This is a genomic window from Gracilimonas tropica DSM 19535 (assembly GCF_000375425.1).
Taxonomy (GTDB): domain Bacteria; phylum Bacteroidota; class Rhodothermia; order Balneolales; family Balneolaceae; genus Gracilimonas; species Gracilimonas tropica.
The window spans coordinates 584259-601827 of record NZ_AQXG01000001.1 but is presented as its reverse complement, the minus strand read 5'-3'; the positions used below and the strand labels follow the sequence as shown (position 1 = coordinate 601827).

The 17569-nt window shown below is 44.3% G+C and carries 4 protein-coding genes; all 4 read left to right on the top strand.

Translation table 11 applies throughout. The features are described 5' to 3' along the window. The first annotated feature begins 134 nt into the window (after window positions 1-134). A complete protein-coding gene (locus B151_RS19305; RefSeq protein ID WP_169332176.1) occupies window positions 135-3833 on the top strand; it encodes a T9SS type A sorting domain-containing protein in 3699 nt (1232 codons plus the stop codon). A gap of 164 nt (window positions 3834-3997) precedes the next feature. Continuing rightward, the gene (locus B151_RS0102700) at window positions 3998-9193 is read left to right on the top strand and encodes an invasin domain 3-containing protein (protein ID WP_020402057.1); all 5196 of its coding nucleotides are present in this window, start codon (window positions 3998-4000) and stop codon (window positions 9191-9193) included. Window positions 9194-9297: 104 nt separating this feature from the next. Further along, complete coding sequence (locus B151_RS0102695) at window positions 9298-16875, top strand: DUF2341 domain-containing protein (protein ID WP_020402056.1); 7578 nt, start codon at window positions 9298-9300, stop codon at window positions 16873-16875. 147 nt (window positions 16876-17022) lie between these two features. Further along, window positions 17023-17568, top strand: coding sequence for a hypothetical protein (locus B151_RS0102690; RefSeq protein ID WP_020402055.1), 546 nt, complete (start codon window positions 17023-17025; stop codon window positions 17566-17568). Window position 17569: the final 1 nt, after the last annotated feature.

Sequence of the window (17569 nt, the reverse complement as noted above, 5' to 3'; positions counted from 1 at the left end):
TTGTTTAAATTTACTTTTAAGAAGTGGCAAGAAGTAGTATTAGAGTCTGTTAATTAACGATTATTAACTCCGTAAGATGGCTGCTAATGGTTATTTTAGACTAAATGTTAGGAGAGCAAAAAAGAATCTCAGAATTGAAAAAATTAAAATCCTATATAAATCTACTTTTGCTTTTGGTCTTCCTGCTTTCAGGAAGCCATACTATGGCCCAAACTACAAACTGGACCGGATCGGTAAGCAGTGATTGGAATAATGCAGCCAACTGGAGCAATGGGGTTCCCGCTGCCGGCTATACAGCTGTTATCACGAACTTTTCCAACAAACCAATTCTGAGTACATCCGCAACTGTTGCAAATATTCAGTTCGGAAGTTACTGGCCCGGACCTGGTGTTACTTTTCTGACTGTTGAATCAGGAGGGTCGCTTACCATCACCAATCAAATGAGATTTGATGGAGATGGCGGTTCACTTCACATTGATGGTGGCTCAGTTAATCATACGGGGACTTCGCTAAACTGGGGATCGAATGTAAACCGCTACATTGAAATGACCAGCGGTAGTTTTACAACCAATGCCAACTTTGCCATAAACGGAGGAAATACCACCACGCAGCCAGGCTTTTCAGCTGGAAGCGGAACGGCAACCTTCAATGCTAATTTAACCATCAACAGCTCCAACAAGCGCTTTGATGCCGGCTCCGGAACCATCAATGTTTCAGGAAATTTAACCGTCGGTCAAAGTTCTATATTTAATCTGGAAACCGCTTCTCTTACCGTAGATGGTACTACCATCATTAATGGAGATTTTAATGGCGATGACGGTACTGCCACATTTGACGGACCTGCGGAAGTTAAGAGCAACGGTGAGCTTTTTCTGGATACGGGCAATTTAGTGTTTAATTCAACCTTGGATGTTGAGGGCAACGGTTATGCTTATCTGGGGTCAGGAACAGTGGAGATAAACAATAATGTACAGGTGCAAAGCTCGGGATTCTTTTACGTGCAGAATGCCACCGTTAACATCAATGGCGATGCCGATTTCTCAAGCAACGGTAATTTATTTGTTGATAATGGTACCATTAATGTGGCCGGAAATGCTTCGGTTACCAGCGGTGGTTCCATGACACTTGGCGGCGGAAATCTGAACCTATCCGGAGATTTTGAAGTAACCGGCGGCAGCAGTTTTCAGGCAGATTCCAGTACCGTTACCTTCAGCGGAGACAGTACCCAAACCATCACCACCAACGGCAATGATCTAACTTTTAACGATGTGGTTGTTGATTCCGGAGCTACCTTTCAAACTGACGGTGATACAGAAAACGTAATTATTGTGGAAGGCAACCTGACTGTTAATGAAGGCGGAAGTGTAAATGTTCAGGATGATGACAAGCTTGATATTCAGGGAGAGGTAAATGGTGATGGCGCTGAGAACGTACAAAGCCCTGCCCCCTTTGCGGTCACTGCGACAGCCCCCAATTTGACTTCTGTGGTTATCACCTTTAACAAAGCGATGGTGGAAAGTCTTGCCGAAAATGCTGCTAACTATGTCATAGAAAGAGTTAGTAATTCGGCTCCCATCACCGTAAATAGTGCAACGCTTAACACCGGTGGAGATAGTCGTCAGGTTACGCTTTCGATCGGCACTATTCAGGAAAATGCAGAATACCGCATTATCATGAATAACCTGGAAAGTGTGGACGGTGGTGATTTATCGGTAAATCACATTAAAAGATTTACCAAGCAAGGTCCCATCACCTTTTATAGCCGGCAAAATGGAAACTGGAGTGTAAATTCAACGTGGTCAACGGTCAGCCATGCCGGAGCAGCAGCAACCAAAAATCCAACCAATACCCCAAATTCTACTGTGATTGTAGGAGCTGGACATACCGTTTCCGTAGTTTCTGGTGTGACCATAGTAAATTTAACAGCCGTTTCTGTAGCTTCATCTTCAAAGTTAATTATTGGTTCTGGCGGAGTGATGAACCTTGGAACTAAAGTTATCGGAGGCGCTGGAACTTTTGAAGTCTCAACCGGAAAAATCATTATTGGTTCTGCCGAGGGTATTTCTTCATCGGGAGCCACCGGAAATATTCAAACCACAACCCGAATTTTTAGCGATCAGGGTTCTTATACCTACAACGCCTTATCAGCCCAAATTACAGGCTCAGGATTGCCCAGCGAAGTAAATAGCCTTGATATCGATAACGTGAATAACGTGATAGCCACAAATAACCTGGAAGTTTCTGGCACACTCACTTTGACCAATGGATCTTTCATCATCTCGTCAGGAAATAACCTTATTGCCAATTCAAAAACTATTTCGAATGGAGATTTAATTCTGGAGCGCACTATTTCAGGATCCAATGGTTGGCGATTGCTTTCCTCTCCTCTTTCCAGCAATTATGAAGATCTTCTTGACAGCACTATCACACAGGGCTATCCCGGGGCTTTCTACAGTACGGGCTCAAATCCCGGCGATACGCTTCAACCCAACGTTTTATATTACGATGAAACCTATGCCACAAATGTTGATGGCGGTCCCGCTACCGACAATCAACGCTGGAGAGCTCCGCAAAATGCTACCAATACTGTACCCGCCGGATTGGGACTCTACACCTATATTTTTGGAGATATTGATGCCGACCCACTGTATAACGATCAATTTCCACTCCCACTTACGTTAACGGTTCAGGGACAGGAAAATGAAGGCGACGGAAGCAAACTGGATTTTGGAGTTACCTACACGGCCGATGCTGATTCTGGTTGGAATCTGATTGGTAATCCTTTTGCTGCAAGCATAGACTGGGATGATAATTCTAACTGGACCAAAACCAACATCGACAATACGATTTATGTTTGGGATCCGGCCACCAGCAATTTCAAAACCTGGAATGGTTCAGCCGGAGATCTTTCTAGTCAGGGCTTGATCGCTCCTTTCCAGGGCTTTTGGGTGAAAGCAAACGCAGAAAACCCCGAGCTTGAAGTCTTTAAAGAAGCTAAAACATTTGGCGGTACCTATACTGGCAAGCGAACCAATTCTAAAACAGAGCATCCGGTAATTTCCCTAAAACTTTCTTCTGGTGAATTGGAAGCTTCCACACATTTTATGTTTTCTGAGGAAGCCAATCTTGGTAAAGACACCTTTGATGCCTATCGACTTGTTCCCCCTCCGGGAATATTCTCCTATCTGGAAATGAGCTCTATTGCCCAAAACGGGATGCGGTTTGCCATCAATAATTTACCGCGTCGTTTTGGCAAAACCATTGAAATCCCAATCTACATTGATGCTTTTGAAAATGGCTATTCAGCAGACAAAGAACTTACTTTAAATCTTGAAGAACAGAAGAACATCCCCGCTGGCTGGACTATTCAGCTAATTGATAATCAAACAAAAGCGAAAGTCAGTATTTCTAACAATCAGCAGTACCGGTTCACTCAAAAAGGTTCAAAGAATTTTGTTGCACCTAATTTGAGTTTCGGCAGCAAACCAAAAATAGCCTCCGAAAATACATCCCGATCTCCACGGTTCACTTTGTTGATTTCCCCTGGTGAAGATGCCATCGGTTTGCCCCAGGATTACACCTTGCACCAGAATTACCCAAATCCATTCAATCCTACCACAAATATCAGTTTTGAACTCCCGATCCAAAGCTACACCGTTCTCACCATATTTGACATGCTGGGGCGTGAAGTAACTACTCTGGTTAACGAAGAACTCCCTGCCGGAAATCACATATACACCTGGTATGCCGGAAATCTCTCCAGCGGAGTGTACCTCTATCGCCTGATGACCAACGAAGCGGTGACAACCAAAAAGATGATTTTGGTTAAATAAACTAATTTTCCCCCATTCTTTTCTGAGAAGCTGCCTTCCAATTAAATTTGATTCTTGAGAACCTTATCGATTAATTATTCATTATTATAGTAGTTGGAAGGATAACATTAGAGTGGAATTCAGCTGATAAAATATTACCACTTTTAGGAGTAGCGAAAAAATACATGAAAGGGTTACGAAGGATACTATCTTCATTTCTTTTTATTCTGGTTTCTGCAGGATTTATATCGCAGATTAACGCCCAGGATGTAATAAAAGCATCCGGTGCTACCGAGATTTCTATAGATTCTACTATAACTGGTGGATATGTTACCATAGACGGACCTACCATTCGTGAAACCGGAGCTGGACAACTGGAACAAGGCCAGGATATCATTCTTACTCTACCGGGTGGTTATGAATGGAATACTTCTCTGACCGCCGGTGACCTCACACTTACTATCGAAGCTTCGGGAGCAAACAATACCGATTTAGATGTCAGTTTCAGTGGGTTCAATAATACGCAGGAAGCCGTTTTTACTGTAGATAGTGAAAGTGAAACAAAAGGTCGCGGTAAAGGCCCTGGTCGACTGGATATTCAGGGATTGCAACTTCGTCCAGCTGATACCAATGTACCGGACGTAGCTACCATTACAAATGAAGGAACTACTGGACCTGATCTCAATTATGGAGATCTGAGCAAAGTGGCCGGGAGTCCTGCAGAAGTTCTGGTAGAAACACAGCCCGATGGTTCCGGGCAAATAGTGCAACAGCAGGATATTCTGGCAGGCAATCAACTTACGGTTTATTCGGTAGCCAGGGACGTAGGCGGAAATTTTGTAGAGAATATTGCACTATCAAACGAATCGGACTGGAGTCTTATTGATATCACAGGTTCTGTAACCCAAGCCGGAATAAGTGCCGCTACTGACCTGAGAAGTGCAGTATTTTCATCCCAACAAACAGGTGCTGCAAAAATTCAGGCTTTTTTGGCTGATGTAACCGTAACGCCATCCCAGGAAATTACGGTATTACCCAGAGAGGCAGATCAAATGACCATCCAAACGCAGCCTCCCTCCTCTGCTACAGCCGGAGAAGCCTTTTCGAATGATCTCGTTGTTCACCTGGAAGATCAATTCGGCAACCTCGTTACTACTAACAGTTCTACTCAGGCTACAATTGACATTGGCAGTGGAGATGGTTCTCTCTCGGGCACTTTGACGCAAACAGCCAGCAACGGCGTGATCACTTTTAGCGGGCTCTCAGCCGACGTTGCCAACAATATCACTCTTGAAATTACCAGCAGCGGACTAAATACCCTCACCACAAATTCTATCTCGGTAGATCACAACCAAGCCGTTGACCTGAATTATGTCCAGCAACCCACCAATACGGCTCAGAATGGCACTATTGAACCTGCCGTAGAATTGCAGCTACTTGACGATTTCGGCAATGCAGTGGATAGCGTTGTAACAGTTTCCATCAGCAATGAAAGTTACTGGAAGAACAGTTCTACCCTATCCGCGGATACGGATGCCAGCGGTGTTGTGACTTTTGCCAACCTCAATCTTTCAAATAACGCTACCATTGGGACCGCAAGTTTCGATGCTTCTTTTACCGGAATTAATGCTCCTGTAACCAGTGCTAATTTTGAAATCATTAGTTCTGATGACCTTGCCAATTTTGTTATTCAAAACCTGAGCGAAACCGACATTGGCGAGCAGGAAGCCGGACAATCGTTTGACATCCGAATTCGGGCGCTGGATGGAAATGGAGATGTATTCACCAGCTTCACCGATACCCTTCGGCTCACATCAAATTCTGATATTCAAGTCAATGGAAGTGATGTACCTGCCCTGACTACCGATAACTTTGTGAATGGTGAATTGGATACTTCAATTACTTTAACAACTTCAGGTCTCTCCCGGATTTTTGCAGAAAACGAAGCCGTAAATCGAACCGGGCAAAGTAATGAGTTTAATGTAACGCCGACTAATTTTGATGTAGCCGTTTCACAAATCACTGCAAATCCCACAGAAATCGTAGCCGATGGAAACAGCACTTCAGACATCACCGTGCAGCTAAAAGATGAATTCGGAAATAACGTACTAAGCGGAGGCGAAACAGTAGCATTGACCACTGATGCAGGAACCTTGTCCGGCGGAGGAACAACGACAACAGCCACCGATCAAAATGATGGAACCTATACTTCAACGCTAACATCCTCCAGCGATGCAAACGATCTGGCTACCATCACCGGTACCGTGAATTCCAATTCCATCACTGATAATGCCACGGTAGATTTCGTTCCCGGAGGTGTCGAAAGCTTCGTAATTACCCTTCCCGAAACAGCCTCTGAACCCGATACCCAAACCGCCGGCACTCCTTTCAATATTGATATTGAAGCGCTCGATGCTTCCGGGAACCGGGTGGTGGACTTCAATGGAAATGTAACCATCTCCTCTTCTTCCGTGATCTCTTCAGGAGCATCCGCAACTCTTTCGGGTGGGTTTTTGAGCGGGCACAGCATCACATTAACAGAAGCCGATACAAGTGTAACGCTCACCGTAACCGCCGATGATCTTTTTGAAATAAATGGAGTGAGTGAAGAATTTGTGGTTGTCGCCGGTACCCCGGATGCAGCTAATTCAGCCGTTGTCGCCAACCCCAAAGTGCTTCAGAATGAAGGGAGTACTACTTCTTTAATAACCATTATTTTGCGGGATGAATTTGGTAACCGGGTGTTAACGGAACAACCGGTTGGACTCAGCGTCTCTCAGATCGAACAGAATGATAATCCCTCTCCCGATGGAAACGCAGATGCTTCACTTTCATCAGTAACCTGGAATCCGAATCCTTCAAATTATACAGCCACATTAACGCCAACTACCACGGTAGAGCTTATTGAGTTGATCGGAACTTTTGGGAGCTTGCCAACCACAATCACTGATCGCGACACCGTTGATATCGTAGTCCCCAACACCTGGACTGGTGGAGCTGGTGGTCCGCCTGCCAACAGAACTGACTGGACCAAACCCGGAAACTGGACTTCAGGCGTCCCAACGTCTGACGATTTTGTGATCATCCCAAGCGGTCCCGATCCTCCTATTCTGGATTTGAATATTGATATTGGAAGTTTGCTAATTGAAAGCGGCGTTTCGCTCACTTTATTTGGTGGAAATGCGATTTCAGTTTCCGGAAATGTAGAGATCAATGGAATCCTGGATATTGAAGATAATACCGGGATTGATATCGACGGTAATTTTATTGGCTCAGGTTCCTTTTCATCCGGAGATAATACCGAAATTAATGTGGAAGGAAATACCACTATTTCCAGCTTTCTTGCCCGTACCACGGGCACTTCTGTAACCTTTGACGGTTCAGCCCCACAAAATATTTCCACGCCCAACTTTCTGGCTCAGGAGCTCATTATTCAAAATGATGTGGCTGCGGTATCCGGAAATCAACTGATTGATGTGAATGTGCTTGACATCGCTTCAGGTTTTACTTTTGAGATGACAACCGGAATTAACGACACGCTGGATGTTCAACAAAATATCACCGGAGATGGAAATTTTATTCTGAACGATAACGCCATCGTACTTCGTGGAAATCTCGATCTCGGAAACATTGATGCCAGTGAAGGAACCGTGATTTTTGGAATTCGTCCCGGCGAAACGGATTTTTCAGGATTATCTCCGCAGCAGGTATCCACGCTCAGTGAAATGCAAAATGCAATCATTAATAACCCAAATGGAGTTCAAACGTTTGAGGACATCATCATTGGCGGCAACCTCACGCTTGAAAATGGGCCGCTTATCATCAGTTCCGGAAAAAGTCTGATTGCCTCAAATATCAGCTATAATAATGGTACGTTACGGATGCGCCGGGGCATAAATGCCACACAGGGTTGGCGAATGCTTTCAGCTCCACTTGATACCACTTTTGCTGATTTCCTGGACAAGACCGTCACACAGGGCTATCCGAATTCATCCCTTGGAAATGCTCCAGCCGACTCCCTTCAACCTAATGTGCTTTGGTATGATGAAACCGATGCAGAAAGCGATGAACAGGATAATGATGGCAATCCACTTAGTTCCACCGATAACGATCGCTGGCGAGCTCCCAACGATGCTAACGATAAAGTAACTGCCGGACGTGGATATTTTGTGTACTTCTTCGGGGATATTGATGCCGATCCCCGCTATAACACCGGACTTCCTCTGACGCTCGATATCGAAGGACGGGAACATGACGGAAACGGAACAAGCTTCACCTTTCCGGTTACCTATACCGCTGATGCCGACACCGGCTGGAATCTCATCGGGAATCCATTTGCAGCAACTATCGACTGGGATGATGGTAACTGGACGAAAACGAATATGGATAATGTGATCTATGTTTGGGATCCCCAAACCGGAGAATATCTGGACTGGAATGGAATTTCAGGTTCTCTTGAAGATGGAAAGATTAAGCCATTCCAGGCATTTTGGGTGAAAGCGAATCCCTCTCCAACACTTTCTGTAGATCAAAATACCAAAACTACGGGAGGAACTTTCGCTGGAAAAAGCAATCAAAACCCGGCGTCCATCGGTTTTAAGCTTGCGGCTGATACGCTGACCAAAGAGATGTACATCACGCTTCATCCCGAAGGCAGTAACGGAAAAGATATTCGGGATGCTTATCGCCTGTTGCCATTCAATTCGGCAACTTTCCTTGAATTCTATTCTACACTAAACAATGGCACTGAGCTTTCTATCAATAATCTGTCCCAAAAGTTTGGAACAGAAATAACTGTTCCTATTCATGTTGGAGGATTTAAAGAAGGAAGACCACTGAACGGAAATTACACCATTTCATGGCCTGAATTCGGAGATATACCTTCAGAATGGACCTTAACACTGGAAGACACCGAACTCAACAAATCTGTCAATATCAGGGAAACAGAATCGTATGAATTCGACCTGAATCAAAGCGCCGGAAAAATATTTCAGGCTAATACAATAGAGAATTTCAGGTTGATTAACGAAACCCAAAAGGGAAAAGCAAAATCATCAAACGAAGACCCACGTTTCCTGCTTCTTATTGATCCCGGAGCAGATGCCGGAGATCTCCCAGAGAAATTTGAACTCTATCATAACTTTCCAAATCCCTTCAACCCATCTACCACCATTCGATTTGCTGTTCCTGTCGAAAGTCCAATCGAATTACAAGTATATGATGTTCTCGGGCGTGAAGTTGCTGAGCTGGCCAACCGACGATTTGATGCAGGATTCCACCGCATAAAATGGGATGCTGGCGGACTTTCCAGTGGTTCCTATTTCGTACGTTTGAAAACAAACGAAGGGGTTTTTACTAATAAAATGACGCTCATCAAATAGGCTATTTATAAACTTTTCTTATGCGGGTTAGAAATGGCTAATGCTGACCAAGATTAGTTTCCCAGTAAGTATATTCCGCGAAATCAGTTACAGGAATTGCAATTTTGGGAAGAAGCAAAAAGTTTCATACCGCTTTATTTTCATTGATCATACTGTGCTTTTGTTCGGATGTAGTTTGGGGACAGGTATCGGGTTATGATTTCAGGAAGAAGTATGTTGTAAATGAATCTCAGGTTTCAGGCTCCACTAACCTGACCAATTTCCCTGTGCTCATTGAAATCACAGATACTGATTTCAGATCTACCGGTAATGGAGGCGATGTTGAAAGTCCCAATGGGTATGACATCATTTTTACCGCCGACGATGCAACAACTGTTCTTGACCACGAGCTCGTAGATTACAATGCTTCAACAGGATTGATCCGCTTTTGGGTTCGTTTTCCCACCCTCAATGCCAACACCGATACCGGTTTCTATATCTTTTATGGCAACTCCAGCCAAACCACTGATCAATCCACAGCTTCTACCTGGGATAGCAGTTACCGAATGGTGCTTCATTTGGATTCGGGGACTATTACCGATGCAACAGTCAACGGAAATAACGGAACCGATAACGGTACTGCCGACATAGCCGGAAAAATCGGGCGAGCACGGGTATTTCAATCTGCCAATGATGATAACATCCAAATTGCTGATGATGCTACCCTCGATATCACCGGAGATATTACTATTTCTGCCTGGCACCGTCCCGATGGTTTTGCAGGAGGCCCGGATTTAATCACGAAAGGCGGATATCAGGATTCTTACGGAACCTGGTACGACAACAATGGGCAACTCCGATTTCAAACCAATAATAATGCCTTAAACAGCACCAGTAATATCACCAACAATCAGTGGAACTATATAACTTTCACGAAATCTTCTTCAGGGCGAACGATTTATATCAACCAAAATGCAGCCGGTTCTGATGCTAATACCACGGCTTTCAACCAAAACAACAATCCCCTTTTCATTAGTACTACTCAGTATCCGTTTAATGGAAGTATTGATGAAGTCCGGATTTCCAACGTAGCTCGTTCTGCCGACTGGATTGCCACCGAGTACAACAATCAAAATACCCCGGCTACCTTTATCTCCGAAACGCCGGATGTACCCGTCCTTGCCGATATTGAACAAAGCCAGCAGATTTTTATCAGTGGCGGGGCTTCGGTTTTTGTTACTTCCAGCCTTACTATATCGCACCCATTTGTTACAGAATTAGACAGTGCAAAGGTTGAAATCAATACCAATTTTCAAAGCTCGGAAGATGTGCTTGCATTCACCAATCAAAATGGAATAACCGGTAGCTGGGATTCCTCTACCGGAGTTTTAAGCTTAAGCGGAACCACCACACTTGCCAACTATCAAAGTGCATTACGAGCAGTGACTTATGAAAACACCAACGCCAGCTCACCCGATCTTAATGTTCAGGAAATTTCTTTTACCGGCTATTTCAGTGATGATGCCACCAATAGCGTAGTCAGAAATGTAGCCATCATTTCCACTATAAATGATCTTTCTACAGAAATTTCAAATCCCGTTTTTCATTTCGATGCACAGGATATTAACGGCGACTTAAACCTTGGAAATCAACCTGGTGACGGCTCACAGGTAGCCACCTGGGGCGACCGCTCCGATAACGCTGTGGGATCAGGAACTGATCTTTCCGCAACCAACGGAACCGCCAGCAACCGCCCTATTTTCAACAGCAACTATTTGGGAGAACGGGGAGGAATTCTCTGGGATGGCACCGACGATAATCTCAATCTTCCATCAAATGCATTGGTAAATACGGGCACCAGCTATGATGAAAAATCCTTTGGGGTGATATTCAGGACAGGAGCTTCTACTAACGGTTTACAAGTAATTTACGAGCAGGGGAATAATGAATACGGTTATCAAATAAGCATTAAAGATGGCATTGCTTATGCCTACACCTACAGTTATTTCTTTGGATTCTTCCCCAACGACAACAGCTCCATCAATCTTGGTCCGGTTGAGCCAAATGAAAGTTATATCGTGGTGGCCACCCACGATGCTACCTCAGCAACTGCTGCAAATCAAACATGGAAAGCATCCATCAATGGCGGCTCTGTTCAAACACTGACCGATGTTGAACCCCGGGAAGATCACGCAAGCGCTCCCATTATTGGAGAAGAAAACAGCACCCGTGATCCTGTTACCTTTGCCAATAATCCTGCAGGTACCAATAACTTCAGCGGTTATATTGGAGAATTTGCTTCCTGGAACACCGCTTTTAGCGAATCAGAAATGATCAGTGTGTATAATTATTTCTGCGAAAAATGGTGTAATGAGCCTCCGGAACTCAGCTCCATTGAAATGACAAACCTCGATTTTACAGAAGGTGATTCGCCTGCCTCGCTGACTTCAACTCTCACTGTTTCCGATTCCGACAACACCGTTTTAGACAGTGCAAAAGTTATCATCTCAAACAATTTTGATTCTTCTGAAGATGAACTAAGCTTTACGCCGGTTGGAAATATTACCGGTTCATACAATTCTTCTACCGGAGTTTTATTACTAACCGGACAGGATTCTCCCGCAAATTATCAAACTGCACTTCGGTCTGTGACGTATGAAAATACCTCTAATGCTCCATCAACTGCTTTACGGGATATTGATTTTATTGTGTACGACTGGGATGATGAAAGCAATACCCAAACCCGTTCTGTAAATGTAATCTCAGTAAATTCCACGCCCACCCTTTCCGGAATCACTGGCGGCGTAGTTACTTATAATGAAGGCTCAGGTCCCGTTACAGGTCCGTTCACAGTTAGTATTTCGGATGACGACCCCACCATGGCCAGCGCAACCATCTCCATATCAAATAACTATATTTTGGGTGAAGATGAACTGGCCTTCACCGATCAAAATGGAATCACCGGAAACTGGAATTCTTTTACCGGAGTTTTGTCGCTGACCGGTTCCTCAAGCATTGCAAATTATGAGACGGCTCTGGAATCAGTCACCTACGAAAACAGCAGTTCAGATCCGGTAGAGCTTACACGTACCATTTCATTCACCGTTAACGATGGAACAAGTAACAGCAACACCCAGTCTCGCGATTTTGACATAAATGCCGCAAATTCGAAACCAGAATTATCTGATTTAGAGACCTCAAATGTTACCTACCTTGGAAATCCTGTAGAAATAACAGCCGAAATTACCGTTTCTGATCCCGATGACACCCAGCTCGACAGTGCGTTTGTAATCATCTCCAATAACTTCGATTCTTCTCAGGATTCGCTCAAATTCCAAAATATATTTGGCATCACAAGCACCTTTAATGATGTGACCGGAGTCCTGAAACTAGAAGGAACGGCATCATTGGAGGATTATGAAACAGCCCTTCGTACAGTAATTTATGACAACTTTGCTTCGGTTTCATCAGGACCGAATCGTGAAATCAGTTTTGTGGCCCATGACGGAGAATTAGCCAGCGATACCTTAAAACGGAATATTAATGTGAATGCCGTAGAATCCATAAATGGACTTGAAGTTTGGCTAAGAGCGGATGTGGGGGTTGTAACCAGCGGAAGTGAAGTAGTAACCTGGCAAGATCAGAGTGGAAACAACAATGATTTCACCGGGGTCGCAGATGCCAATAATCGTCCAACAACCGTTGCAAGTTCTTCTTTCCTGAATAATCAACCCGCCATAAACTTTGCAGGAAATGGAGATCATTTTGAGGATAGCGATGGTGAAAACTACATCAATGGGTCATCGGAATTTACCATCTTCCTGGTACTTAAATCGGATCTTACCAACACCGACCGCGGACTATTTATAGCAGAAACACCTGCTACTCAGGATAAAACGTTAACCATCCGTTACGATGCAGCGGGTGCTAATAACAACGGGGCCTTCACTAATGTGGTAAAAACGGGAATTCTCGCCGACAATCAGGCAAATCAGCTGGAAAGCTTCTCTGACATTCAAACCACAAACGGACAAATTATAAGCTACCAGTGGCAAAGCGGACAAACCTACGATATTTTTATTGATGGTATCTTGAATAACCCATCCGCAGCTGGACCTCCTCCTACCGGAACTATCACAGGATCAACTACCGCTATTGTTGGTAAAGGAGGAAAAGATGCCCCGGATACGCAAGACCAAAGCTGGGATGGGCAAATTGCCGAATTCATTTATTACGACCGTCTTTTGACGAAACCTGAGCGGGAAGGCGTTGAGGATTATCTTTCTGACAAATACAAATTATCGATACGTAAAATTACGGTTGCTGAAGGTGGAGAAAACATTTCTGCCGATGATGCAAATTCAACCTACACCCCATTAACCGGCCCGATCATAAAAGAAGGATTTGCAGGTGAATTATCTGCCGGAGGAACCATTGTACTTGAAGTTCCATCTGGATTTGAATGGAATACCGGGGCAACTCCTACCGTTACTACTTCTGCGGTTTATGGGGGAACATCCACACTTGATGTAACCTTCACCAGTATTTCCGCAACGCAGGTTACACTCACCGTAAATACGGCCTCAGCTTCCAATCCCGGCGAAATAGATATTACCGGACTTGAAGTACGCCCTACTACCGGAATTTTACCAAATACGGGAGACATCAATAACTCAGGAACAACAGGTCTTGGCGGAGGAACCAATTATGGAACCCTGACTATGGTTCCTGGTGCTGTGGATAGTTTGGTGGTTATTCAGCAACCTTCTTCAACCAATTTAAATACGGTAATCTCCCCTTCTGTGCGGGTTCAGCTTACCGATCAGTTTGGAAATGAAGTTAAAACTGCCGGAACCAATGTTTCCATAGCTTTAAGCTCCGGCAGCGGAACTCTTTCAGGAACTACCACCACGCAGACCAACACACTTGGGATAGCCGAATTCGCAAATCTCGAAATTGATGAGACTGGCACCAAACGCCTCACCGCAACCAGCACAGGACTTGATGACGCGGTTACCAACACCTTCCAGGTTGTAAATGCCGGTGTTCTCACTGGTTTCAAAATTGAACGCGTTCCAAGTGGAAACATCAGCCAGAAGTTTGCCGGACAGAATTTCAATATCAAAATTACAGCTATTGACGGCATTGGCGATACCATCACTTCTTTTAATGGAACGGTGAGTGTTACGTCGTCCTGTAATCTTGGAGCCGGACAAGGAACTACTCCTAATTTCAGTTCGGGAGTGTTGTCTTCGCTGACTGTAAATATCACCAACGTAAAACGCTGTACGATAACCGCCACCAATTCTGCCGGTTCCGAAAGTGGTACCAGTAATTCTTTCCTTGTTATCCCCGGCCCGGTTGATGAGACGCAGACAAGCATCACCGCCTCTCCCACAGTAATTCTGAACGATGGGTCCTCCACTTCTGCCATCACTGTTCAGGCAAAAGACGAATTTGGGAATATTATTGATTCTGGGGGAGAAACGGTTGCCTTGAGCACTACACTCGGTTCTATTGGCGGAGTTACAGATAATGGAGACGGAACATATTCGGCCACATTAACTTCGTCCACATCTACTGGCATCGCAACTATTTCCGGCACGCTTAATGGTGATGATATCACCGATGAGGCCGAAGTAGAGTTCGCTTCTTTCAGTCATATTTGGGAAAGTCAGCTGGGTTCACTTTCGGATGCCTCCAATTATTTCGATCCGGATAACTGGAACGTCAACAGCGTGCCGAATGCGTCGTCAGTAGTTTTGATTCCCGCTAATCCTGCTGTAGGAAATGAGTTTCCGGCGGTCTCTCAAACCGACACCGAAATTGCAGAACTGTCCATAGAAGCAAGTGCTGAGCTAAATGTAGCCGGAGGAATCAATTTCATCGTCTCCGGGGATGTAACCGGAAATGGTCAGATACTGGGTAGTAATAATGACTCCCTCACGGTAGGAGGAAATCTCAATATCTCTGAAATTACCCTGGGGACCGTCATATTTAATGGAAATACCGATCAGGAAATTGTAAGTCCCACCGATTTTATCAATTTGGAACTGGATAATCCAAATACGCTCACCATTTCAGAGAATCTCACCGTAAATGGATTGCTGACACTTACCGATGGAGAATTATTGATTCCTTCCGGGATAAACCTTCTGGCCAGTAATTTGGCCTATGGCTCAGGAAATCTGAGATTCCAGCGTAGAATTTCCGGCGTTCGCGGCTGGAGAATGCTTTCTTCACCTGTTAACTCAACCTTCGGAGATTTTCTGGATGGCACCCTGACCCAGGGATATACCGGTGCGACCTACTCCACGGGCTCCAACCCCGGAGACACTCTTCAGCCTAATGTAATGTGGTATCTCGAGGATTATGATACTAATGTTGAAGGACTGCCAGCCACAGATAATGACCGGTTACGCGCTCCTGCCAACGCCACTAACTCTGTAGCCGGCGGACGAGGATACTGGGTGTATTTCTTTGGAAACATTCCCGCAGACCCACTTTATAACGATCCGCTTCCCGATACCCTGGATGTAGCCGGACAAGAATTTGGTTCAGGAAGTTCAGAATTTGATTTTGGAGTCACATATACGCCTTCAGCCGACTCGGGATGGAATTTCGTTGGAAATCCTTTTGGAGCTGCCATCAATTGGGATGATAATGCGAACTGGACCAAAACCAACATGGAATCCACCATTTATATTTGGGATCCTGCGGCTAACAATGGTAACGGTGAATTTTTAACCTGGAACGGTTCAACCGGTTCTTTAGGAAGTGGAATAATCCCTCCCTTCCAGGGATTTTGGGTGAAGGCTAATGGTCCAGGTCCGGAGTTGATAGTAGATACGGAAGCCAAAACTACCGGCGGTAATTTCTTACGGAAAGAGGCTCCGGAATCAGAAAAAAAACATCAGGATTACGAGAATTATGCTCCGGTTATTGCATTGAGGGCAAGTGGAGAAGAGCTTACAAAGCAAACATTTATTATGGGCGGCAAAAATGCATCCATTGGTAAAGATATGCATGATGCGCTTCGACTGGTTCCATTTTCAGATACCCATATTGAATTCTATTCTACTCTTGAAAATGGAACAGAACTGGCCATCAATAATATTCCAAGGGAGTTTGAATACCGGCAAAATATTCCTCTTCATTTTGCTGCTTTCAGACACGGCAGACCGGAAATGGGACAATTCACCATCTCCCGCGATATGCTTCGAAATGTCCCTGAAGAGTGGCTGTTAATCCTGATTGACAACGACTCTGGCAAGCAAATTGACCTGAGGGAAAACGCCAGCTATACCTTTAGTTATAACTCCGACTCCAAGCTGTTCATCTCCAGCCCGAGTGAAGGAGCGCCTGTGAAACGAAGTAATTTGGACCGGTCCCGGTTTGTGCTCAGATTAACCACCGAAGAAATTGAAGCCAACATCCCTGAAGAATTTTATCTCTATCAAAATTATCCGAATCCTTTTAATCCAACAACCACTATTCCATTTGGGTTAACAGAAGAAAGTGATGTCCGCCTTGAGGTATTTGATATCCTGGGAAGAAAAGTACATACCCTGGTTTCAGAAAAAATGCCCGCAGGCCGACATACCATTAGTTTTAGAGCAGGCAGCTTAGCCAGTGGTTTATATTTGTACCGCATAATTACCAACGATAATGTGCGTACCAAGAAAATGCTTCTCATCAAATAGTAGTACTCTCTTCCATATACCTTTCTTGTAATTTTTTCCAATCTGCCTTTACAAAAGCTTCGTACTACAGATAAAGTGGTTTGAAAAAATCACTATTTATTAAAACATTTTAATATTATCTTTATCCAATAAATAAAGTGGTTGGACATGGCTGGATATGATGAAGTTTTATATGTGATGCTCTCCATGGTGATTGTATCGACGATGGCATTAAATGCTAATCGCGTGATACAAGTGAACAATTCAACCATGATTGAAGGGCAGCTGGAAGGACAAGTAGTAGCCTACGCTCAGGATATAATTGAAGAATCCAGGGCACTGGCATTTGATGAAGAGACAACTTACGACTCTGAAGGAAACAGCACGGTTCCGGTTTATATCCCCTCTGGATTTTCCGCATTAGGACCTGATGACACCTCTGCCGACCCTGAAGTCAACCGCACTCAATTTGACGACTTTGACGATTTTCATGGCTTTAGGGAAAGCGTATCAATTGGAGGGGTTGATTACGATGTCGCAGTAAGAGTAGAATATATTGAGACAACTAATTATCAAGATTTTTGGGTGGTAAGTGGCAAATCTACTCTGAAAAGAATCACGGTTGAAATTCAGTCCAAGTTCCTTCAAAAAAACTTAGATAATGAAAACACCATCTACAATTTCAGTTTCATCCGAAGTTATTATGCAGATTAGA